Annotated in this window: 20 protein-coding genes; 11 read left to right on the forward strand and 9 right to left on the reverse strand. The window is 54.1% G+C overall.

Annotated features, from left to right (window positions below; genetic code table 11):
• Nucleotides 1-880, reverse strand: an 880-nt coding sequence (locus HP459_RS09240) for a sulfonate ABC transporter substrate-binding protein (protein ID WP_171936137.1), incomplete at its 3' end; no start/stop codon positions are given.
• Nucleotides 873-1,448, reverse strand: a complete 576-nt coding sequence (gene ssuE / locus HP459_RS09245; RefSeq protein ID WP_022647647.1) for an NADPH-dependent FMN reductase — start codon at nt 1,446-1,448, stop codon at nt 873-875. The genes ssuE and HP459_RS09240, both read right to left, overlap by 8 nt.
• 249 nt (nt 1,449-1,697) lie before the next feature.
• Here ssuE and pyrD point away from each other — a divergent pair, with 249 nt between their 5' ends.
• On the forward strand, nt 1,698-2,708 hold the full coding sequence (gene pyrD / locus HP459_RS09250) for a quinone-dependent dihydroorotate dehydrogenase (protein ID WP_015570907.1): 1,011 nt from the start codon (nt 1,698-1,700) through the stop codon (nt 2,706-2,708).
• Nucleotides 2,709-2,874: 166 nt separating this feature from the next.
• Nucleotides 2,875-3,417: a cell division protein ZapC gene (gene zapC, locus HP459_RS09255; RefSeq protein WP_023299740.1), complete on the forward strand. Its 543-nt coding sequence runs from the start codon at nt 2,875-2,877 to the stop codon at nt 3,415-3,417.
• Here the strand turns inward: zapC and HP459_RS09260 are convergent.
• Nucleotides 3,414-4,523 carry a YcbX family protein gene (locus HP459_RS09260; protein WP_022647649.1) on the reverse strand — a complete coding sequence of 370 codons (1,110 nt, stop codon included), beginning with the start codon at nt 4,521-4,523 and terminating at the stop codon, nt 3,414-3,416. The genes zapC and HP459_RS09260 overlap by 4 nt on opposite strands.
• A 98-nt stretch (nt 4,524-4,621) precedes the next feature.
• Between HP459_RS09260 and rlmKL the strand changes: the two genes are divergently transcribed.
• The 6 genes from rlmKL to rmf all read left to right on the forward strand — a co-directional run bounded on the left by rlmKL (nt 4,622) and on the right by rmf (nt 12,547).
• Nucleotides 4,622-6,730, forward strand: coding sequence for a bifunctional 23S rRNA (guanine(2069)-N(7))-methyltransferase RlmK/23S rRNA (guanine(2445)-N(2))-methyltransferase RlmL (rlmKL, locus tag HP459_RS09265; RefSeq protein WP_032622253.1), 2,109 nt, complete (start codon nt 4,622-4,624; stop codon nt 6,728-6,730).
• 12 nt (nt 6,731-6,742) lie between these two features.
• Nucleotides 6,743-8,650, forward strand: coding sequence for an ABC transporter ATP-binding protein (locus HP459_RS09270; RefSeq protein ID WP_045308863.1), 1,908 nt, complete (start codon nt 6,743-6,745; stop codon nt 8,648-8,650).
• Nucleotides 8,651-8,663: 13 nt separating this feature from the next.
• The gene (gene pqiA, locus HP459_RS09275; RefSeq protein WP_022647652.1) at nt 8,664-9,917 is read left to right on the forward strand and encodes a membrane integrity-associated transporter subunit PqiA; all 1,254 of its coding nucleotides are present in this window, start codon (nt 8,664-8,666) and stop codon (nt 9,915-9,917) included.
• A gap of 4 nt (nt 9,918-9,921) precedes the next feature.
• Nucleotides 9,922-11,562 (forward strand): intermembrane transport protein PqiB, encoded by a 1,641-nt coding sequence (pqiB, locus tag HP459_RS09280; protein ID WP_022647653.1) that lies wholly within the window; start codon nt 9,922-9,924, stop codon nt 11,560-11,562.
• The gene (gene pqiC / locus HP459_RS09285; protein ID WP_126314757.1) at nt 11,559-12,125 is read left to right on the forward strand and encodes a membrane integrity-associated transporter subunit PqiC; all 567 of its coding nucleotides are present in this window, start codon (nt 11,559-11,561) and stop codon (nt 12,123-12,125) included. The genes pqiB and pqiC overlap by 4 nt, the downstream gene beginning before the upstream one ends.
• A 254-nt stretch (nt 12,126-12,379) precedes the next feature.
• On the forward strand, nt 12,380-12,547 hold the full coding sequence (rmf, locus tag HP459_RS09290) for a ribosome modulation factor (RefSeq protein WP_003858162.1): 168 nt from the start codon (nt 12,380-12,382) through the stop codon (nt 12,545-12,547).
• A 71-nt stretch (nt 12,548-12,618) separates the two neighbouring features.
• On the opposite strand, the gene fabA is transcribed toward rmf, so the two are convergent.
• Nucleotides 12,619-13,137 (reverse strand): bifunctional 3-hydroxydecanoyl-ACP dehydratase/trans-2-decenoyl-ACP isomerase, encoded by a 519-nt coding sequence (gene fabA / locus HP459_RS09295; protein ID WP_000227926.1) that lies wholly within the window; start codon nt 13,135-13,137, stop codon nt 12,619-12,621.
• A gap of 68 nt (nt 13,138-13,205) precedes the next feature.
• On the reverse strand, nt 13,206-14,966 hold the full coding sequence (locus tag HP459_RS09300) for a Lon protease family protein (RefSeq protein WP_171936138.1): 1,761 nt from the start codon (nt 14,964-14,966) through the stop codon (nt 13,206-13,208).
• 186 nt (nt 14,967-15,152) lie between these two features.
• Here HP459_RS09300 and matP point away from each other — a divergent pair, with 186 nt between their 5' ends.
• The gene (gene matP, locus HP459_RS09305) at nt 15,153-15,605 is read left to right on the forward strand and encodes a macrodomain Ter protein MatP (protein WP_006809347.1); all 453 of its coding nucleotides are present in this window, start codon (nt 15,153-15,155) and stop codon (nt 15,603-15,605) included.
• A 65-nt stretch (nt 15,606-15,670) separates the two neighbouring features.
• Here matP and ompA read toward each other — a convergent pair whose 3' ends face one another.
• Both ompA and sulA read right to left on the reverse strand, forming a co-directional pair.
• On the reverse strand, nt 15,671-16,723 hold the full coding sequence (ompA, locus tag HP459_RS09310) for a porin OmpA (protein WP_017694761.1): 1,053 nt from the start codon (nt 16,721-16,723) through the stop codon (nt 15,671-15,673).
• Between the two features lie 356 nt (nt 16,724-17,079).
• Nucleotides 17,080-17,589: an SOS-induced cell division inhibitor SulA gene (gene sulA / locus HP459_RS09315; protein WP_032610196.1), complete on the reverse strand. Its 510-nt coding sequence runs from the start codon at nt 17,587-17,589 to the stop codon at nt 17,080-17,082.
• Nucleotides 17,590-17,806: 217 nt separating this feature from the next.
• Here sulA and HP459_RS09320 point away from each other — a divergent pair, with 217 nt between their 5' ends.
• Nucleotides 17,807-18,433 (forward strand): TfoX/Sxy family DNA transformation protein, encoded by a 627-nt coding sequence (locus HP459_RS09320; protein ID WP_023299743.1) that lies wholly within the window; start codon nt 17,807-17,809, stop codon nt 18,431-18,433.
• Here the strand turns inward: HP459_RS09320 and yccS are convergent.
• Both yccS and HP459_RS09330 read right to left on the reverse strand, forming a co-directional pair.
• Nucleotides 18,390-20,552, reverse strand: a complete 2,163-nt coding sequence (gene yccS / locus HP459_RS09325) for a YccS family putative transporter (RefSeq protein WP_063147650.1) — start codon at nt 20,550-20,552, stop codon at nt 18,390-18,392. The genes HP459_RS09320 and yccS overlap by 44 nt on opposite strands.
• A gap of 18 nt (nt 20,553-20,570) precedes the next feature.
• The gene (locus HP459_RS09330; RefSeq protein WP_022647660.1) at nt 20,571-21,017 is read right to left on the reverse strand and encodes a YccF domain-containing protein; all 447 of its coding nucleotides are present in this window, start codon (nt 21,015-21,017) and stop codon (nt 20,571-20,573) included.
• Between the two features lie 122 nt (nt 21,018-21,139).
• Between HP459_RS09330 and helD the strand changes: the two genes are divergently transcribed.
• Nucleotides 21,140-22,799 (forward strand): DNA helicase IV (helD, locus tag HP459_RS09335; RefSeq protein WP_171936139.1); only part of this gene is annotated, 1,660 nt, incomplete at its 3' end.

A 22,799-nucleotide genomic window follows, 5' to 3' on the forward strand; every position in this document is an offset into this window, starting at 1 on the left:
AAAAGAGGTCTGCCGTTTGCTGCTGGAGGGCGGCAACGTGGGCGTCAACCGGCGCTATGGTGGTGGGAGGACGGTGGTCAAGATAGGTGGCGATCACCGGTTCAGGCAGGCCCATGGTTTTTGCCAGTAGCGTGATGCTCTGCTGACGCTGGCTTTGGGTCAGCGCATCGGCCTGAGAGAAGGTATCCAGCACCTGCTGAATAAATGCGCCATTTTTTTCAGCGTAAGGACGTGCCGCCAGGTAGAACGAACCGGTTTGTTTCAGGGTGGTGCCGTCTTTCAGCACCCGCACACCGCCCTGCAACAGTGCGGCGGAGTAGTACGGATCCCAGATAGCCCAGGCATCAACATTTTTTTGCTGAAACGCCGCGCGCGCATCGGCAGGCGTCAGGTAAACGGGCTGGATATCGGTGAATTTAAGGCCGGCCTCCTGCAACGCGCGCAGCAGCAGGTTGTGCGAGCTGGAACCTTTCTGGAAAGCAACCTTATGGCCTTTGAGATCGGCGACGCTTTTGATCTCGCTGTTTTCCGGCACCAAAATAACCTCTGCCTTCGGCTTGGCGGGTTCAACGCCAACGTAAACCAGATCCGCCCCGGCCGCCTGGGCAAAGATCGGCGGGATATCGCCGGTGCTGCCTAAATCAATACTCCCGACGTTCAGCGCCTCCAGCATCTGCGGTCCGGCAGGGAACTCGACCCATGAGAATTTGGTCTGCGGGAAACGTTTCTCCAGCAACGCATGGCTTTTCGCCAGCACCATGCTGACGCTGCCTTTCTGATAACCGATACGCAGGCTCTCCGGCGTTTTCTCCGCCGCCTGAGCCAGCGATGCCACTGCCAGCAGACCTGCCAGCCCGATACGGGTAACTGTTTTAAACATGCGCCACTCCTTGTGATTGATGAAATGCCGCCGCGTGGCGATCCCGGCGATTAAGGGCGTGCCAGAAGGTTTCAAGCGCGCTGTCGAGGCGGGTTTGCAGATTCGGCGTGAAATGCGGTTTATGCTGGTAGTCGATTACCTGTGAGTCGTCAGCGAAGACGCCATGCAGGATCTCCTGCGCTTTCAGCGCGTTCAGAACTGGCTTGAGGGCATAATCCACCGCCAGTAAATGGGCTACCGTACCGCCTGTGGCCAGCGGCAGGACGACCTTACCGTCCAGCGCGCGTTCGGGCAGCAGATCGAGCAGCGTTTTCAGTGCACCGGAAAAAGAGGCTTTATAAATTGGTGTCGCGACGACCAGCCCGTCAGCACGCTTAAGTTGTTCGATCAGGGTTTTCAGCGCCGGGCTGTCGAAACGTGCGTAGAGCAGATCTTCAGGCGCGAAATTGTGCAAATTCCAGTGACACACTTCGACATCCAGAGCATTAAGCTTTTCGCGAGCGTATTCCAGCAGTGCGCTGGATCGAGAGGGGAAGCGGGGGCTTCCGGCCAGGGTAATGACGCGCATGGTTGCTCCTTATAACTAATTGTTTGCTTTTATCTAACATTCATAACAATTTTCAGGAGTGTGACATTGCGTGGTTATTCCACTAAATGATTTATCCTCAGGATGAATGCAGAAAAAAGCATAAGAAGCGAACCGATAAGTAAACGATTGCGTTTTACATGGCTTTTTTTGCCACAGGTCAATTCCCTTTCCGGGCGGGATCGCACATAATCCCCTCCCGGTTTGCACACCGGGAATCCAGGAGAGTTCATGTACTACCCCTTCGTTCGTAAAGCCCTTTTCCAGCTCGATCCTGAGCGCGCTCATGAATTTACATTTCAGCAGTTACGTCGTATTACAGGAACGCCTCTGGCCGCGCTGGTGCGTCAAAACGTGCCGGAAAAACCCGTCCAATGCATGGGCCTGACGTTCAAAAATCCACTGGGCCTTGCGGCCGGACTGGACAAAAATGGCGAATGCATTGATGCACTCGGCGCGATGGGCTTTGGCTCGATCGAAATCGGGACAGTGACGCCGCGTCCGCAGCCGGGAAATGACAAGCCACGTCTGTTCCGCCTGGTTGAAGCCGAGGGGCTGATCAACCGCATGGGCTTTAATAACCTTGGCGTCGATCATCTGGTTGAGAACGTTAAGAAAGCCCATTTTGATGGTGTGCTGGGTATTAATATTGGCAAAAATAAAGACACGCCAGTCGAGCAGGGTAAAGATGACTATCTGATTTGTATGGAAAAAGTCTATGCCTATGCCGGTTATATCGCGGTGAATATATCCTCGCCTAACACCCCAGGGCTGCGTTCATTACAATATGGCGAAGCGCTTGACGATCTTCTTAGCGCCATTAAAAATAAACAAACGGCACTACAGGCGATCCACCATAAATATGTTCCGGTCGCGGTTAAGATCGCCCCGGATCTTTCGGCAGAGGAATTGATCCAGGTTGCCGACAGTTTAGTTCGCCATAATATTGATGGTGTGATTGCGACCAATACAACGCTCGATCGCTCCCTCGTCCAGGGAATGAAAAACTGTGACGAAGCGGGTGGATTAAGTGGCCGTCCGGTACAATTAAAAAGCACCGAAATTATTCGCGCACTCTCCGCGGAATTAAAAGGCCAGCTGCCGATTATTGGCGTGGGTGGCATTGACTCCGTCATCGCTGCACGTGAGAAGATGGCGGCAGGGGCTTCACTGGTGCAAATTTATTCCGGCTTTATTTTTAAAGGGCCGCCATTGATTAAAGAAATTGTCACGCATATCTAATCTTTTCTCTTAATCAGACAACCAGGGCTTTATTTCCAGCCCTGGTTGTTTTATATTCCGTCATTGTTGCTTATTTAGACATTATAGTCTTTTATTACTAGTGTTATAAGCGAAGCGGCAAACAGGACATTTTTAGTACAGGACGTTTTGGGGACGGGAGAGAAACATGCGAATTAAACCTGACGATAACTGGCGCTGGTATTTTTGTGACGAGCATGACCGTATGATGCTCGACTTAGCCAATGGCATGTTGTTTCGCTCTCGTTTTGCGCGCCGAATGTTAACGCCAGACGCGTTTGCTCCCTCAGGCTTTTGCGTTGACGACGCTGCACTCTATTTCTCTTTTGAAGAAAAATGCCGCGACTTCAATCTCTCCAAAGAACAGCGCGCTGAACTGGTACTAAATGCGCTGGTGGCGATCCGTTTCCTGAAACCACAAATGCCGAAAAGCTGGCATTTCCTCGCGCACGGTATGAGCTGGACCCCGGCTATCGGCGATGCGGCCAGCGTCAATCTGAGCGATACCGAAGAAGAGGTGAATTTGCTGGTGGTTGAACCCGGTGAAAACGCTGCGCTCTGTTTGCTGGCCCAACCCGGCGTGACCATTGCCGGGCGAGTCATGCAGTTAGGTGATGCCATCAAAGTGATGAATGACAGGCTGAAGCCTCAGCTGCGCGTCGATTCCTTCAGCCTCGAACAGGCGGTTTAAGCTTCCAGCTGTACGGATGTTTTCGGTACACAGCTACAGCACAGGATCGTGCCGTCACTGCCAATCGCAGATTTCTTCAGGGCACTCACTTCACCATCGACCAGTTTAATGCGACAGCATCCGCAAATCCCCGCGCGACAGGAATAAGGTACGCGGATACCCGCCTGCTCCAGCTGTTCCAGTAGCACCTGCTGATTGTTACCACGAATAACTTTGCCTTCCCAGTGAATATCCACCGCGGAAGCGACGTTGGTGACAACGTCAACCATTTCTTCTTCCTGGCCTGCGCCGTACACTCTTGCAGGCCCGCGGGTAAGAATTTCGACCTCGTCGCCCACGCGGATTACGCCGCTGGAGCGGGGGATCAGGTTCTGGCCGAAGTCGACATCACCGTTATCCTGCGCGGTACGAAATGATTGCAAGGTTTTCAGCGGTTCGCCGGAAGGGTGTTTCTGGCCTTTCTCCGGGCTGACGGTGGTAAAAATACAGCGGCTGCACGGCTTCACGACATCAAAGATAACGCTGCCGATGCGGATCACTTTCCAGGTATCTTCATCCCAGGCATCCGCTCCGGTCACCACCAGATTCGGGCGAAACTGCTCCATCTGCACGCTGGCTTTGCAACGGGTTTGTAAATCACGCAGCGAGGCCTCGCTGGTCAGCAGGAAGGGAAAACCATCCGCAAAGGAGAGGGGAACCGCGTCGTGGCGTTTCACGCGACGAGTCAGCGCAGGCCCAACCCAGCGCAGCTGAACGTCACGTGAGAAAAAGCCGCTCAGCCACTGGTTAATGTTATCCGGCGCGATACGCGCGGTAAAATGATTGCCCCACACTTCCGTTGGCGCTTCAACCGGCGCAAAATCAGCAAAGCGGATCACGACGCTTGAACCGTCTGGCGCGGTCAAATGCAATCCGTCATGAAGCGGGGAAGGCGTAAAGCGAACCATCTGCGGGAACTGACGTGCGGTGATGAACGTACCGTCAGGCTCGGTGATCATAAAAATACGATCGAAGGCGAATCCGCTCATATCGGCCAGCGCGTGCGTCACGCCGATACCGCGCATGGATTTCACCGGATGAATAAAAAGCCTGGATAACGTCGCCACTGCACACTCCCGCTAAATAAAATAAGCCTTCAACTTTATGACATACACGCCATATTAGCTATAATGCGCGACAATTTTCTATGAGTAAAAGTGACGATATGAATTCTCTGTTTGCCAGTACGGCCCGTGGGCTGGAAGAGCTGTTAAAAACTGAACTGGAAACCCTGGGCGCGAAAGAGTGCCAGGTGGTTCAGGGTGGTGTCCATTTTGAGGGCGACACGCGGCTTATTTACCAGAGCCTGATGTGGAGCCGTCTGGCGTCGCGCATCATGCTGCCGATGAAAGAGTGCAAGGTCTACAGCGATCTTGATCTCTACACCGGTGTACAGATGATCGACTGGACAGAGATCTTCACCCCGGACGCCACCTTTGCGGTGCATTTCAACGGCGTCAACGATGAGATCCGCAACAGCCAGTACGGTGCCCTGCGCGTCAAAGACGCCATTGTGGATTGCTTCACGCGTCGTAATAGAGAACGTCCGAACGTAGATCGTGAAAACCCGGATCTGCGTATCAACGTCTGGCTGAACGGCGACACTGCCAGTATTTCCCTGGATCTGAGCGGCGCAGGCCTGCATCTGCGCGGCTATCGCGATCGCACCGGCATGGCCCCAATCAAAGAGACACTGGCCGCCGCTATCGTGATGCGCTCCGGCTGGCAGCCGGGTACGCCGTTGCTCGATCCAATGTGCGGTTCCGGTACGCTGCTGATTGAAGCCGCGATGCTGGCCACCGACCGCGCGCCAGGGCTGCATCGTGGACAGTGGGGCTTCAAAGGCTGGGCGCAGCACGATGAAGCCCTCTGGAAAGAGGTCAAAGACGACGCGCAGACCCGTGCCCGTAAAGGGCTGGCGGAGTACACCTCTCACTTTTACGGTTCGGACAACGACCCACGGGTGATTGAACGCGCGCGCAGCAACGCCCGTCGTGCCGGTATCGGTGAGCTGGTGACCTTCGACGTCAAAGATGTGGCGAACCTGACCAATCCGCTGCCAAAAGGCCCGTACGGTACGGTGATCAGCAACCCGCCGTATGGTGAGCGTCTTGGCAGCGAGCCAGCGCTGATTGCGCTACACAGCCTGCTGGGCCGCAACATGAAAGCGCATTTCGGCGGCTGGAACCTCTCCCTGTTTAGCGCCTCGCCGGAGCTGCTGAGCTGCCTGCAATTACGTGCCGATCGCCAGTTCAAGGCGAAAAACGGCCCGCTGGACTGCGTGCAGAAAAACTACCATCTGGCAGAGATAGCAGCGGACAGCAAACCGTCTGGCGTGGCGGAAGATTATGCCAACCGTCTGCGCAAAAACCTGAAGAAATTTGAGAAGTGGGCGAAGCAGGAAGGCATCGAATGTTATCGCCTTTACGACGCTGACCTGCCGGAATACAACGTGGCGGTTGACCGCTATGCAGACTGGGTGGTGGTTCAGGAATACGCCCCGCCGAAAACCATTGATGCGCAAAAAGCGCGTCAGCGTATGCTGGATGTGATTGCGGCCACCATCGCCGTACTCGGCATTTCGCCAAACAAGCTGGTGCTGAAAACCCGTGAGCGTCAGAAAGGCAAAAACCAGTATCAGAAGATGGGCGAGAAGGGCGACTTCATCGAAGTGGGCGAATATAACGCGCGCCTGTGGGTTAACCTGACCGATTACCTTGATACCGGTTTGTTCCTCGATCACCGCATCGCCCGCCGCATGCTGGGACAGATGAGTAAGGGAAAAGACTTCCTGAACCTGTTCTCCTATACCGGCAGCGCCAGCGTTCATGCAGGGCTTGGCGGGGCGCGTAGCACCACCACGGTCGATATGTCCCGTACTTATCTGGAGTGGGCAGAGCGCAACCTGCGTCTTAACGGCTTAACCGGTCGTCAGCATCGCCTGTTACAGGCCGACGTGCTGGGCTGGCTGCGCGATACCGACGAGCAGTTTGATCTGATCTTTATCGATCCGCCGACCTTCTCTAACTCCAAGCGTATGGAGGATAGCTTTGACGTTCAACGCGATCACCTGCGCCTGATGACCGACCTGAAGCGTCTGCTGCGTAAAGGCGGCACCATTATGTTCTCGAATAACAAGCGCGGATTCCGCATGGATCACGACGGCCTGGCCGAACTGGGACTTAAAGCACAAGAAATCAGCCAAAAAACGCTGTCTCAGGACTTTGCCCGTAACCGTCAAATCCACAACTGCTGGCTGATCTCCGCGGTCTGAAAGGAAAAATAAATGTCTTTAATTAGTATGCACGGCGCGTGGCTCTCTTTCAGCGACTCACCGCTTCTCGATAATGCAGAGCTGCATATCGAAGATAACGAGCGCGTCTGTCTGGTCGGCCGTAACGGCGCAGGTAAATCGACGCTGATGAAAATCCTCAACCGTGAGCAGGGGCTGGACGACGGCCGTATTGTTTACGAGCAGGATCTGGTCGTCTCTCGTCTGCAACAGGATCCGCCGCGTAACGTTACCGGCAGCGTGTACGATTTTGTTGCCGAAGGAATTTCAGAGCAGGCGGAATACCTCAAGCGCTACCACGAGATTTCGCATCTGGTCATGACCGACCCGAGCGACAAAAATCTCAACGAGCTGGCAAAAGTGCAGGAGATGCTCGATCACCACGGCCTGTGGCAGCTGGAAAACCGCATTAACGAAGTGCTGGCTCAGCTTGGCCTGGAAGCGGATATGGAGCTGTCGGCGCTCTCCGGCGGCTGGCTGCGTAAAGCCGCGCTGGGCCGTGCCCTGGTGAGCGGGCCCAGGGTACTGCTGCTGGACGAACCAACGAACCACCTGGATATCGAAGCGATTGACTGGCTGGAAGGGTTCCTGAAAACTTTCAATGGCACCATTATCTTCATCTCCCACGACCGTTCGTTCATCCGCAACATGGCCACGCGCATTGTCGACCTCGACCGCGGCAAGCTGGTGACCTATCCGGGCGATTACGATACCTATCTGCTGGAGAAAGAAGAGAACCTGCGCGTGGAAGAGCTGCAAAATGCCGAGTTCGACCGCAAGCTGGCGCAGGAAGAGGTATGGATCCGTCAGGGCATCAAGGCGCGTCGTACCCGTAATGAAGGCCGCGTTCGCGCCCTGAAGGCGATGCGCCGCGAACGTAGCGAACGCCGTGAAGTCATGGGTAGCGCCAAAATGCAGGTGGAAGAGGCGTCCCGCTCGGGCAAGATTGTCTTCGAAATGGAGAACGTGAGTTATTCGGTTGACGGCAAAGTGCTGGTGAACGATTTCTCCGCACAGGTTCAGCGCGGCGACAAAATTGCGCTTATTGGTCCAAACGGCTGCGGCAAAACCACGCTGTTGAAACTGATGCTGGGCCAGTTGCAGGCAGACAGCGGTCGTATTCACTGTGGTACCAAGCTGGAAGTAGCGTACTTTGACCAGCATCGCGCAGAGCTGGATCCGGACCGTACGGTGATGGACAACCTCGCAGAGGGTAAACAGGAGGTGATGGTTAACGGCAAGCCGCGTCACGTGCTGGGCTACCTTCAGGACTTCCTGTTCCACCCAAAACGCGCCCTGACGCCTGTGCGCGCGCTGTCCGGCGGTGAGCGTAACCGTCTTTTACTGGCGCGCCTGTTCCTGAAACCCAGTAACTTACTGATTCTCGATGAACCGACGAACGATCTGGATGTCGAAACGCTGGAACTGCTGGAAGAGTTGATTGATGGCTATCAGGGAACCGTGATGCTGGTCAGCCACGATCGTCAATTTGTCGATAACACCGTGACCGAGTGCTGGATCTTCGAAGGCGAAGGACGTATCGGTCAATATGTGGGCGGCTATCATGACGCGCGTGGACAGCAATCGCAGTCGCTGGCGCAAAAACAGGCGAAGACCAAAAATGTCGCTGAACCTGTTGTTGTGAAAGCAGAAACTGTCAAAAAGTCTCCTGCTAAAATGAGCTATAACTTGCAGCGCGAGCTGGAAGGACTGCCGCAGCGTCTGGAAGAGCTGGAAGCGGCACTGGAAGCACTGCAAATTCAGGTCGCTGATGCGTCATTCTTTACGCAGCCTCACGACTATACTCAGAAAGTATTGGCTGAACTCTCCCAGGCCGAGCAGGCGCTGGAAGAGGCATTTGAGCGCTGGGAGTACCTTGAGTCTCTGAAAAACGGCGCATAAACAGGGATAATCTATGTGTGACCAGCACCATGCCGATCGGCATATTTTATGCTCGCAATGCGATATGCTCGTGGCGTTGCCAGAGCTTGGTCACGGACATAAGGCTGCCTGCCCGCGCTGCGGAGCTACGCTGACGACCGAGTGGGACGCGCCAAGGCAGCGTCCTACGGCTTACGCGCTGGCAGCCCTGTTCATGTTACTGCTCTCCAATCTCTTCCCTTTCATCTCTATGAAAGTGGGTGGGATGGTAAGCCAGGTGGAGTTACTGGAAATTCCAGGCGTGATGTTCTCGGAAGATTACGCCAGCCTTGGCACCTTCTTTCTTCTGTTCGTGCAGATAGTCCCGGCTTTTTGCCTGGTCGTCATTCTGCTACTGGTCAATCGCGTCAGGATGCCCACCGCCCTTAAAATCAAACTCGCGCGGATCCTGTTCCAGCTGAAAAGCTGGGGGATGGCGGAAATTTTTCTGGCGGGTATCCTGGTCAGCTTCGTGAAGCTGATGGCCTACGGCGATGTGGGGATTGGCAGTAGCTTTATTCCGTGGTGTCTGTATTGCGTGCTGCAACTGCGCGCTTTCCAGTGCGTGGACCGACGCTGGACCTGGGACGATATTGCCCCGGCACCGACGCTCTCGCAGACGGTAAAGGTGGGCGTACCGGGTATCCGTCAGGGGCTGCGCTCCTGCTCCTGCTGCACCGCCGTGCTGCCCGCGGATGTCGAGGTGTGTCCCCGCTGTGAAACAAAAGGTCACGTCCGACGCAAAAATAGCCTGCAATGGACCATGGCGCTGCTGGTGACCTCTGTCATGCTCTATCTGCCCGCCAATATTTTGCCGATCATGATCACCGATCTGCTCGGCGACAGAATGCCCTCGACCATCCTTGCCGGGGTGATTTTGCTGTGGAGCGAAGGGTCATACCCTGTTGCAGGCGTCATATTTCTCGCCAGCATTATGGTTCCGACCTTAAAGATGATTGCCATTGCCTGGCTTTGCTGGGATGCAAAAGGGCACGGTAAGCGTGACAGTGAGCGCATGCATCTGATTTATGAGGTCGTGGAATTTGTTGGCCGTTGGTCGATGATTGACGTGTTCGTGATTGCGGTTCTCTCAGCGCTGGTGCGTATGGGTGGGCTGATGAGTATTTATCCCGCTATGGGAGCGCTGATGTTTGCTTTGGTCGTCATTATGACCATGTTTGCGGCCATGACCTTCGACCCTCGTTTATCGTGGGATCGTGAGCCCGATTCAAGCCATGAGGAAGAGTAAGAGCATGGAAAATAAGAGTGGAGAGGCTAAAGTGCAGAAGGTCAGAAACTGGTCGCCGGTGTGGATTTTCCCCATCGTGACCGCGCTGATCGGTGCATGGATCCTGTTTTATCATTACAGCCATCAGGGACCGGAAGTCACGCTAATTACCACCAATGCAGAGGGAATTGAGGGCGGAAAAACCACCATCAAGAGCCGCAGCGTGGATGTGGGTGTCGTGGAAAGCGCGACCCTGACGGATGATTTAACCCATGTTGAAATTAAGGCCCGCCTGAATGCTGGCATGGAAAAACTGCTCCATGAAGATTCCGTTTTTTGGGTGGTGAAACCGCAGGTCGGAAGAGAAGGGATCAGCGGCTTAGGGACGCTATTGTCAGGGGCTTACATTGAACTCCAGCCCGGCAATAAAGGCGCCCAGCCAGCAAACTATCAGTTGCTGGATTCACCGCCGCTTGCGCCACCGGATGCAAAAGGGATCCGCGTCATTCTGGACAGCAAAAAAGCGGGCCAGCTCTCGCCGGGCGATCCGGTGCTGTTCCGTGGGTATCGTGTCGGTTCGGTTGAAACGAGCACCTTCGATCCGCAAAAACGGACCATCAGCTATCAGCTATTTATCAATGCGCCTAATGACCGACTGGTGACCAGTAACGTTCGTTTCTGGAAAGACAGTGGGATCGCTGTGGATCTGACCTCTGCGGGGATGCGCGTTGAGATGGGTTCACTCACCACGCTGTTTGGTGGGGGCGTCAGTTTTGACGTGCCGGAAGGTATAGATCTGGGACAACCGGTGGCGGAAAAAACCGCGTTCAGACTGTTTGACGATCAAAAAAGCATTCAGGATGCGCTCTATACCGATCACATCGATTATCTGATGTTCTTTAAGGACTCTGTACGCGGCTTGCAGCCAGGGGCGCCAGTTGAGTTCCGCGGTATCCGTCTGGGTACAGTGGGGCAAGTTCCTTACTTTGTTCCGGGACTCAAGCAAATGCTTGATGATGATTATCGTATTCCGGTGCTGATACGCATTGAGCCTGAGCGTTTAATTAACCAGATAGGTGAAGATCAGGATATTGGGGAGCATATCAGCGACCTGATGAATCGCGGTCTGCGTGGCTCGCTGAAAACCGGCAACCTGGTGACAGGGGCGTTGTATGTCGATATGGACTTCTATCCAAAAGCGCCACCTATGACGGGAGTCCGTGAATTTGGCGGCTACAAAATCATTCCTACGGTCAGCAGTGGCCTGGCGCAGATCCAACAGCGTCTGATGGAAACGCTGGATAAGATCAACAATCTGCCGCTGAATCCAATGCTTGAGGCTGCGACGGGATCACTGCATCAGAGCCAGGCGACGATGCAACGTCTGCAAACTACCCTGGATAATATCAACAAGATCACGGCCAACCAGTCCATGCAGCAACTGCCGCAGGATATGCAGAAAACGTTGCGTGAACTGAATCGCAGTATGCAGGGCTTCCAGCCGGGCTCAGCGGCCTACAACAAGATGGTGGCGGATATGCAACGTCTTGATCAGGTTTTACGCGAGCTACAGCCCGTTCTGAAAACGCTCAATGAAAAGAGCAACGCGCTGGTGTTTGAAGCGAAAGATAAAAAGGATCCTGAGCCTAAGAGGGCGAAACAATGAAAAAATGGCTAATCATCGCAGGCGCACTGGTATTAACGGCCTGTAGCTCTGGAAGCGATAACAAAAGCTACTACCAGCTGCCGTTAAGCGCGCAGTCGGGGGCGCAGAGCAGCGCCTCGCAGGGCAGCCGTCTGCTTTGGGTTGAGCAGGTTGCCGTGCCAGATTACCTGGCGGGCAACGGGGTGGTCTACCAGACCAGCGATGTGCAGTATGTAATCGCCAACAATAACCTGTGGGCCAGCCCGCTGGATCAGCAGCTACGCAATACGCTGGTGGCGAATCTGAGCAGCCATCTCCCCGGTTGGGTCGTTGCCTCGCAGCCTCTGGGAAGCGATCAGGACACTCTGAATGTTAACGTGACGGGATTCCATGGCCGCTATGATGGTGCCGTTGTTATCAGCGGGGAGTGGCTGCTGAATCACCAGGGTCAGCTGATTAAGCGTCCTTTCCATCTTGAACTCAAGCAGCAGAAAGATGGCTATGACGAAATGGTGAAAGTACTTGCGCAGGGATGGGCACAGGAGTCGGCTACTATAGCAAGAGAGATTTCCCGCCTGCCATAAGTAAAATTCATCGACGAAAGCCGCACTCAGCTTCTTGCTGATTGCGGCTTTTTTTTCGTTTTACGTTCAGGTTGTTACTTGTCCCGCATCACACTTTTTGTACAAACGATCTTCCATGTAGCTCACAAATATGACACCCGTATGAATTTTGAACGTTGACGCTGACGCAGATTCGGGGTATTCGTTAACTGTGCTTGCACATATTGCAACCACTGTTTTCTTTCCACCAGACAAAAGAATGAGGGAAACGAGGCATGAAGAGACAGAAACGAGATCGCCTGGAAAGGGCTCATCAACGTGGTTATCAGGCTGGCATCGCCGGACGTTCTAAAGAAATGTGTCCCTATCAGGCCCTGAATCAAAGGTCCCAATGGCTAGGGGGCTGGCGAGAAGCCATCGGAGACAGGGCAGTACTTGCTTGATACCGTCTCTTTAAAAAGAAACCTCCGCAATGCGGAGGTTTCGCCTTTCTGGAAGGGGCTAAAAGCTGTTATCAGAAAGCGGAGGTATCCTGGAACAGACCCACTTTCAGGTCGTTCGCGGTATAGATCAGACGACCATCAACCAACACTTCACCGTCCGCCAGGCCCATAATCAGACGGCGGTTAACGATGCGTTTGAAATGGATACGGTAGGTGACTTTCTTCGCGGTAGGCAGAACCTGACCGGTGAATTTCACTTCGCCTACGCCCAGCGCACGGCCTTTGCCTTCACCGCCAAGCCAGCCCAGATAGAAGCCAACCAGCTGCCACATGGCATCGAGGCCCAGGCAGCCAGGCATTACCGGATCGCCAATAAAGTGGCAACCGAAGAACCACAGGTCCGGGTTGATATCGAGTTCTGCTTCTACGTAACCCTTATCAAAGTTGCCGCCGGTTTCGGTCATTTTCACGACACGGTCCATCATCAGCATATTTGGGGCTGGTAACTGCGGGCCTTTCGCGCCAAACAGTTCACCGCGACCAGAGGCAAGAAGGTCTTCTTTAGTATAGGATTCGCGTTTATCTACCATGTTCTCAGTAAGCCTTATTTTAGTGAAGGACGCAGGATAGCTAACACGTGTACGCTGAACAAGTCCGATCAGTTCGCACTAAACCAACTTAACCAGCGTAACGGCCACGGATAACGATGACGAGCATCCTGCTGTGTCGCCTGAGCTATACGTTCCTGAATGGTCTGCATCAGGGTTGTCTGGCCTTCGCCGTCCCAGACCAGGTTTGTCAGTAAGGGTAGTGCATCCTCAACCCCTTCGATGGCCCAGACAGTGAATTGTTCCTGCTCTACCGCATCCAGAATCGCCTGGCTCAGGCTCAAATGGCGAGCGTTAGGTGCCGGAATAATCACGCCCTGTTTGCCGTTTAAACCGCGCTGCTGGCAGATTGCGAAGAAGCCTTCGATTTTCTCATTCAGTCCTCCCACCGGTTGGGCACGGCCAAACTGATCCACAGACCCGGTAATCGCAATATTCTGGTTAATCGGCACGTCTGCAAGCGCGCTGATCACGGCGCACAGCTCTGCCATTGAGGCGCTGTCACCGTCGACTTCACTGTAGGACTGCTCAAAGGTCAACGAGGCAGAGAAGGGGATCTGCTGCTCGAGCTGAAGTTCAGACATCAGGAATGCCTGCATGATCATCATGCCTTTGGCATGAATGTTTCCGCCCAGTTCGGCCTTGCGTTCGATATCGGTAAATTCGCCGTCACCAATGTGTACGACACAGCTGATACGGGAAGGCTCACCAAAGGCGCGTGGGTGCCCGGGGAACTCGATGACGGACAAGGCATTGATTTGCCCGATACGTTCGCCTTCGGTCTCCACCAGAATCTGTTCAAGCAGAATTTCATCCTGCATACGGTCAGCAAGATAGCCTTCGCGCCATTCACGCTGGGCCAGCATCTGGCTCAGTTGCTCACCGTTGAACGTACCATTGCCGCTGATAACGCCCACTTCACGCAGCTGTTTGCCGATCCAGAGCGGACAGAGCGGCAGGGTTTCCTGATCGCCGGTGTAGCGTACGGCCTCTCGGATTAAGCCCGGCCACGCATCCTCGGCAGGTGAGGGCAGCGCGGAACGTTCCGCCACGGCCATAACCCACTGACACCACTGCGCCATGTCATCGGCATCTGCAATCTGAATATTGTCTTCAAATTCGCTGTAAACCGCCTGCTCCGCGAGTTCTGGCTCCATTTCCTGGAAGTCAGCCAGTGATTCACGGTCACCCGTCAGCACGACGGTCAGCGACAGCGGCATAGACGGAATGGAAACAGGCAGAGGACGTGAATCGTCGAAGCCTACCCAGTCAAAACGTTGCTGCGTCACCACCGTTTTCAGGCGCATCCACAGCAGCGGCTGCGCAAGCAGTGTGCGAAGGGAGATGAGCAATACGCCGCCATTCGCGCGGTGTACCAGCCCGGGTTGCAGTGAAACATCGCCATTGAACTGACGAAGGCAGCCGAACAACTGTTCTGCTTCCACCCAGTTGGCGGTGATCACCTCGCCTTTTGCAGCGAACAATCCATCTGTCTGCGTGGCAGGTTCGAATGTCACGTCGCGACCGGCAATATGATACTGACCACCAAAAACGGCATTCGTTTTTGGCTGCAACTGGCGCATGGCATCACCGAGAAGCGTCAGATACTCGGCTTCTTCCGGGGCTTTGAGCAGCATGAAAGGAGATGTAGCCCATGGGGATGACATCTGCTCCAGCGCGTAATGCAAACGCGGTTGTGTCTCGCTAAGTATGAATTTGTGTTCTTTTGTGAGGTCTGGCTGTGCAAACAGCTCCTGATAGCTCTCGGTATCCGGAACCAGGTCACGCCATGCAAGTTTCGTAATGGTCAAAGTTGATGTTTTTTAGTCAGAAGTAAAACCGTGGAGTATACCGTAAGCGGCGCACTCTGCCCAATCAGGATTCGGGTTTTCGTCATGCGGATCGCCTGCGACGTTTCACAGGATATGATTTCTTTTCAGCAGATTGCCAAAAAACTGATATTCTGAACAGAGTTACACGGTAACACTGAGATCGCAATGAAATATCAACAACTGGAAAACCTCGAAAGCGGCTGGAAATGGAAGTACCTGGTCAAAAAGCACCGTGAAGGGGAGCTGATCACCTGCTACATCGAAGCCAGCGCGGCACAAGAAGCTGTGGATATGTTGCTGACCCTCGAAAACGAACCGGTACAGGTCAACGGCTGGATTGAGAAACACATTAATCCGGCCTTGTTAAACCGGATGAAGCAAACTATCCGTGCTCGTCGTAAACGGCATTTCAATGCCGAGCATCAGCACACCCGTAAGAAATCCATCGACCTGGAATTCATGGTCTGGCAGCGTCTGGCCGGGCTTGCGCAACGGCGCGGGAAAACCCTGTCGGAAACGGTGGTGCAGCTGATTGAAGATGCCGAGCACAAAGAGAAGTATGCCAGCCAGATGTCGACGTTGAAAAACGATCTACAGGCACTGTTAGGTAAAAAATAAGCTTTTTACTTTTCTTCAGATAATAAAAAACCCCGCATGGCGGGGTTTTTTTATAAGACGATAACTTATGCCGCAGGCTGAGTTACAACGTCTTTGATACCTTTAACTTCGATCTCTACGCGACGATCTGGTGCCAGGCAGTCGATCAGTGCAGCGCGTGGTTTCACGTTGTCACAGGTAGAACCGGTAACTGGGTTAGATTCGCCCATACCACGTGGGGAGATCTTGTTAGCTGGGATACCTTTAGATACCAGGTAATCAACTACAGACTGAGCACGTTTCTCAGACAGACCCTGGTTGTAAGCGTCAGAACCGATACGGTCGGTGAAGCCCAGAACCACTACAGAACCGTCTTTAGGATCCAGGTTGCTCAGCTGGGTGTACAGCTGATCCAGTGCCTGCTGACCTTCTGGTTTCAGGGTAGCTTTGTTGAAGTTGAACAGAACGTCAGACTTCAGAGTGAAGTGCTTGGTCTGTACTTCTGGCGCTGGAGCCGGAGCTGGAGCTACGACTGGCGCATCTTCCTGCTGACCGAAACGGTAAGAAACACCAACGCTCAGCATGCCGTTGTCTGGACGAACACCAACGGTAGCACCGTCACCGATGTTGTTAACCCACTGGTATTCCAGACGGGTAGCGATGTCACGGGTCATTGCCCACTCAACGCCACCAGCGAATACTGGGGAAACACCAGTGTCGTGGTCGTCACCAGCGATGCTGTTGCTGGAGTCTGCACGCCATACCATGCCGCCCAGACGGGTGTACACGTCCAGATCGTCAGTTACTGGGTAACCCAGTTTAGCGGTCAGCTGTACGCCTTGAGCTTTGAAAGCGCCATTTACGTTGTCGCCTTTGTAAGGCATACGACCTAACCAGTCGTAACCCATTTCAAAGCCAACATACGGGTTAACCTGATAGCCACCGAACGCACCTGCACCCAGCTGGCTCTCGTGAGTAGGGCCATCGTTGTTCAGGCTGCTGTTGTACCAACCGGTGTCATGGAACTGAGACCAGCCCAGTTTACCACCTGCATACCAGGTATTATCTTTCGGAGCGGCCTGCGCTACGGTAGCGAAGCCAGCCAGTGCCACTGCAATCGCGATAGCTGTCTTTTTCATTTTTTGCGCCTCGTTATCATCCAAAATTTGCCATGAATATCTCCATCGGAGGAATCACGGTTAAATCCTTCACCGGGGGGCGTGGTCAAATATAAACCTACCGATATCTTCGGCTTAGGCCGAGCACCCCTGGCGATGTAAAGTCTACAACGTAGCTGAAAACTTACAAGTGTGAAGTCCGTCAGGCATATGAAAAAAAAAGTTCCGTATACCTAATATTTAACAATTTTTGAACGAATTTTGTGCAGTAAAATTAACGAGAACCGCGTCAGACAAGCCTTGCCGCAGTTTTGGCGCGTTGAACTTTTTTTGCATACTGCGGTCGAAAAAAATTCCAGGAAAACTCTTAAAATGACTCAATGGTACACATTTGAGTGAATTTTTAGCCCGGGATGTTGTCCTCTGCGATAGGAATCTCCACGAACTGGCCGCATGATGAAACCCATCGCGTTACCTTCTTCAGCCGCTTCAGTCAGACGCAAATGTTCCTCTTGCGACAGATCCTCAGGCAACCACCCAATCACGACGCTATAGTTCCCGGTACGTAATGCCCGGACCATCGACTCGACCGTATCGCAAGGGGAGAGTTGATTAATCTGCATCACCTTCGCTAACGGCAGCCCAGCCGACTGAACCCATTCGCGACTTAATTTTTGCTGTGGCGTCAGCCAGAGCTGCCAGCGAGACTGTTGCCCGAGCTGCTGCAAAAGCGGCAGGAGTAAGAGTTGTGTCAACAGCGGCTGGTCTTCACGGTAAACCACTTCACTGATAAGCCCTGTCGATTCACGCCCGATAGAATTCTGCGCAGCATTGCCTGCGGCAGAAGTAGAAGGTGTTAAGTGATTTGCATAGCCTGAAGTGTACATATTCATTCCAGCCCTGTGGTTACTGTATGGATATACAGTAACCCCTGTATGCATAAAGATCAACCTCATTTTCGGAAAGCGACTCGCAAATTTCATCCATTCCTGGTGAACCTGAAAAAATCATCTTGCCCAACGGCAATAAGTTGCCTATTTTCCTGCTAACGGATCCGTTAGTAAGAAATATCGTTGTTACTGTATGATTTTTAATGGAATTATCATGAAAAAGATATCTTATGATCGGATTTATCAATCTCAAGAATACCTCTCTCCGCTGGGCGAAATTCATCATCGCGCCCTGTTTGGCGGTTATACCCTGGCCGTGGATGAAGCGGTGTTCGCGATGGTGTCTGACGGTGAGCTTTACCTTCGCGCCTGTGAGCAAAGTGCAAAATACTGTGTAAAAAACGCCTCTTCTTTTCTGACCCTGATGAAACGAGGACGTCCTGTGCTGCTTAATTACTACCGTGTGGATGAAGGTCTGTGGCAAAACAGGGAAAAACTGCTTCAGCTCTCCTCGTTTGCGCTCGATGCCGCCAGGAAAGAGCGCTACCAGCGCCATCAGCGTAACCGGCTTAAAGATCTGCCGAACCTGACCTTTCAGATTGAGGTCCTGCTTATGGAGGCGGGCATTACTAATGAAGAGACGCTACGACAGTTGGGGGCGAAGACGAGCTGGCTGAAAATGCGCTCTAAGAATAAAGCGCTGAGTATCCGGGTATTGTTCGCGCTTGAAGGCGCGATTGAAGGGTTACATGAAGCGGCACTCCCGGCGGATATTCGCCGGGAGCTTACGGAGTGGTTTAATGCGCTGCCTGAGTCGCAGGGCCATCATTCCGCCAGGTAGCGATCTGCTGTCGCAGCCGACAAATTTCCGGCAGCAAAGCGATAAGCAGGCCAATTTGCTGAAGGACCAGCGGAGCTTTGTTGTCGGTGCCTGGATCAAGGTGTGCGATACGTTGCACCAGTTCATCCAGTGCCTGGTGAACCCGTGGCTCATCCGCAGGTTGATGATGAAGCGCATCATCAACGTAGCAAACGGCATCGTCCAGCAGTGCCAGGATGCCCGGATTCGTCAGTTTCTCTCGGTGGGCGCCAAGGGTAGAGATATAGCTGGTGAACGTGTGGTTCAGACACAGCAGGCGGAAGGCTGTCTCCCGGATTTCTGCCGTGGCGCGCGGCTCAGTTGACATATTCGAGACAACGGAAGCCAGCTCTGCATCAGTGTTATGCGCATCGCGACGGGCAATCCGATAGGCCAGACGGTTATCGCGACCTTGATGGTATTGCTCAAGAATAGCGTCCAGATAGCGGCAGTTGGCGTTCATTGCTCTGTCGGACACGCGCGGTAAATTTCGGAAACGCCAGTCCGGCCAGATAAAGCTCACCGCCGCCCAGGCGATGGCGCAGCCGATCAGCGTGTCGATCACACGGGGGAGGGCCACTTCAAAGCCTTCACCCAGCAGATTGAAGCAGAGCAGCACAAGCAGCGTGATGAACATTGTGGCGTGAGCGTACTGCACATTGCGGAAGGCGAAGAACAGTACCCCGGTAATCACAATCAGGATCAGTTGCCCTTCTACTGAGGGTACAAAATAGAGCACCGGCAGCCCGATGGCGACCCCGACTAACGTCCCGACAATACGCAGCGCGAGTCGATGGCGGGTAGCGTTATAGTTCGGCTGGCAGACGAACAGGCTGGTCAGCAGGATCCAGTAGCCGTGGTGCAATCCTGTTATCTGGATAAACGCGTAGCCAACGCACAGTACCAACGACATCCTTACCGCATGGCGAAAGAGGGCGGATTCCGGCGTAAAATGACGGCTCAGGCGCAGCCATATATCGCTGAAACCGTTGAGACTGTCGTCGGCAAGCTGGTTGTCAGCGTCATTGCCCGGCATCGCCATCGCCTGTTCAGACTCAATGGTGGCGAGCTGAGCATCGATGGCTCTCAGGTTGTTGAGCAGGAATCCCAGGGCTTTGAACTGTTCCGGCGAAGTTCCACTGGCCTGAACGCGATCGAGCGCCGCATCCAGGTGGCTGAATGCGCGTTCAAAGCGAGGATCGTGCTGATAGGGCGTGCGCAGCAGTATTGAGCGCGCAAGTTGCTGGCAGGCCTGAGACTGCATCGACAGCAGACGCTGGAAACGGAACATCACGTCGCTGTAGCGGAATTTCTCGCGCAGGTCAGCGTATTGCACATGCGAGGAGCTGGCGCGCTCGTGAATATCCTGGGCAACAAAGTAGTAGTGCAGGGTGCGCCGGGTACCGCGCTGACCGCGATCGCCGCGCAGACGGGTGAGCAGAGACGCTTTGGTCTGATTCAGCGTGGCGACCAGTTGGCCATTTGCCAGCGCCAGATCGTACAGGGGCGCCTGGCTGTCCTCTTCGATATCCGGATCAAACAGCCGGGATTTCAGCTCAAGATAGTGGGCCAGCCGTTCGTAACTGCGGGCAATGTTGTCCTGTAAGGCACGAACCGGAAAAATAAGATGCCCGGTTAAGGTCAGCAGGTTATACCAGATAGCGCCCAATAGCAGCAGGACCGGTTGCTGATACCACTGATCGTAAAGAGAGACGCCCAGCATGGTGTAAATGGCAATCAGCAGGGCGCCAAACGCGATAGTGGCGTAGCGTTGCCCGAGGCCGCCGAGCAAAATGAAGCCGCTGGTGGACACCGTCAGCCCTAAGGCAAACAGCCAGGGCCACGGGAAAAGCAGCTCAACGGAGGCGGAAGCAATAAAGAAGCAGACCAGCGTGATGACCAGATTACGCAAACGACCGGCCAGGCGGTCGTCGAGATCCGCCAGCGCGCCGGCCACCACCCCAAGCGTGAGGGGGATGGTGAGCTTCACATCATTCAGCCACCACGGCAGAGCGACGGTGCCGCAGAGGGCGATAAATATCCTGACGTTATACAGCCAGTTACTGTTCCATGTATAGCGACGAAGCAGGGGGCTTAGCATGAGAGCGGCCAGTCCTTATTACTGAAAACGACGACGGGCATTGGCTTCACGCGCGGCTTGCGCGACTTCGACCGGAACAACTCGGCGTCCTACCGGCCACAGGGCGATGGTGGCAATTTTGAAATTAGCGAGGCCAACCGGAATGCCAATAATCGTAATGCACTGGGCGATACCGGCGAAGATATGCATCAGACACAGCCACCAGCCAAAGAAGATTAGCCATAAAATATTCAGCAGCGTGCCGCCGGTATTCATCAGAGCATTTTTTCTTTCCGGCTCCAGTTCATCCACGTGCACGGCTTCATTTCCATAAGGAACGAGGGACAGTTTGGTGATTTCCCAGCAGGAGCGCGTCAGCGGAAGGGTGAAGATAAGCACGATGCTCACCAGGGTGGCAAAAAGCCAGGAAAGGGTGGTGGCAAAACCGCCAAGGACAAAATTCAACACATTCAGAACGGTACGCATAAACCCTCATTTCCTTCGATATGATTAACGCCCGGTGATTGTAACGTTTTTTTGGGCTGGAGCACCTTAAAACTGGCAGTTAAACTGTCTGACAAATTATGACCTCGTGGATCCGGCAGGATATGGAACTGAAAGCAACTTCAATGGGCAAACGCCTGGCGCAGCACCCTTACGACAAGGTTGTGCTTCTTAATGCGGGAGTGAAAGTCTCCGGTGAACGCCACGAATACCTTATTCCGTTTAATCAGCTACTGGCCATTCACTGTAAACGAGGGCTGGTATGGGGGGAGCTGGAGTTCGTTCTACCGGCAGAGAAAGTGGTGCGACTCCACGGGACCGAGTGGGCGGAAACCCAACGCTTCCACCATCATCTGAACATGCGCTGGCACCAGTGGAGCCAGGAGATGAGCGTGATTGCCGCACAGGTGCTGCATCAGGTGCTGGACGATATCGCGCTAAGCAATACGCAGCAGAAGTGGCTGACGCGCCAGCAAACCGCCGGGCTTCAGCAAAAAATCACCCAGGCGCTGACGGCATTGCCTTTACCGGTGGCGCGGCTTGAGGAATTTGATAACTGTCGCGATGCGTGGCGGAAGTGTCAGGCCTGGCTTAGCGATATCGAGAAAAGCCGTCTGGCGCATAACCAGGCCTGGACTGAGGCGATGCTTACGCAATATGCCGATTTCTTCAGTACGGTGGAATCATCGCCTCTCAATCCTGCCCAGGCGCGCGCAGTGGTGAATGGCGAGCACTCTTTACTGGTGCTGGCAGGCGCAGGGAGCGGCAAAACGTCGGTGCTGGTGGCGCGCGCGGGCTGGCTTCTGACAACGGGCGAGGCAGTTGCCGACCAGATTTTGCTGCTGGCTTTTGGTCGCAAGGCGGCGCAGGAGATGGATGAGCGCATTCAGGCGCGTTTGCATACCCAGGATATCTCGGCGCGCACGTTCCACTCCCTCGCTTTACACATTATTCAACAGGGCAGCAAAAAAGTCCCTGTTGTCAGCAAGCTGGAGAATGATGCTCAGGCTCGCCAGGCGCTGTTTATCAAGGCATGGCGTCAGCAGTGCAGTGAAAAAAAGGCGCAGGCGAAAGGTTGGCGTCAGTGGCTTGAAGAGGAACTCAACTGGGAGGTGCCGGAGGGCAGCTTCTGGCAGGATGAAAAGCTGGCGCGCCGGCTGGGCTCTCGTCTCGACCGGTGGGTAAGCCTGATGCGCATGCACGGCGGCTCTCAGGCGGAGATGATAGAAAGCGCACCGGAAGCGATCCGCGCCGTGTTTTCTAAGCGGGTAAAGCTAATGGCGCCGATGCTGAAAGCGTGGAAAACCGCGCTGAAAGACGAAAACGCGGTCGATTTTTCCGGGCTAATCCATCAGGCCATTATCATTCTGGAGAAAGGGCGCTTCGTCAGTCCGTGGAAACACATTCTGGTGGATGAGTTTCAGGATATTTCGCCGCAGCGCGCTGCGCTGCTTTCGGCGCTGCGGGCGCAGAATAAACATACGTCGCTGTTTGCCGTGGGCGATGACTGGCAGGCTATCTACCGCTTCAGCGGGGCGCAACTTTCCCTCACGACGGCCTTCCATCACTATTTTGGGGAAGGCGATCGCAGCGATCTGGACACCACCTACCGCTTCAACTCGCGGATTGGTGAAATTGCCAACCGTTTTATTCAGCAGAACCCGTATCAGCTGTCGAAGCCGCTTAACAGCCTGACGTCGGGGGATAAAAAGGCCGTCACGCTGCTGGCGGACGATCAGCTGGAACCGCTGCTGGATAAACTGA

The organism is Enterobacter sp. CM29, from assembly GCF_013179605.1.
GTDB lineage: Bacteria > Pseudomonadota > Gammaproteobacteria > Enterobacterales > Enterobacteriaceae > Enterobacter > Enterobacter intestinihominis.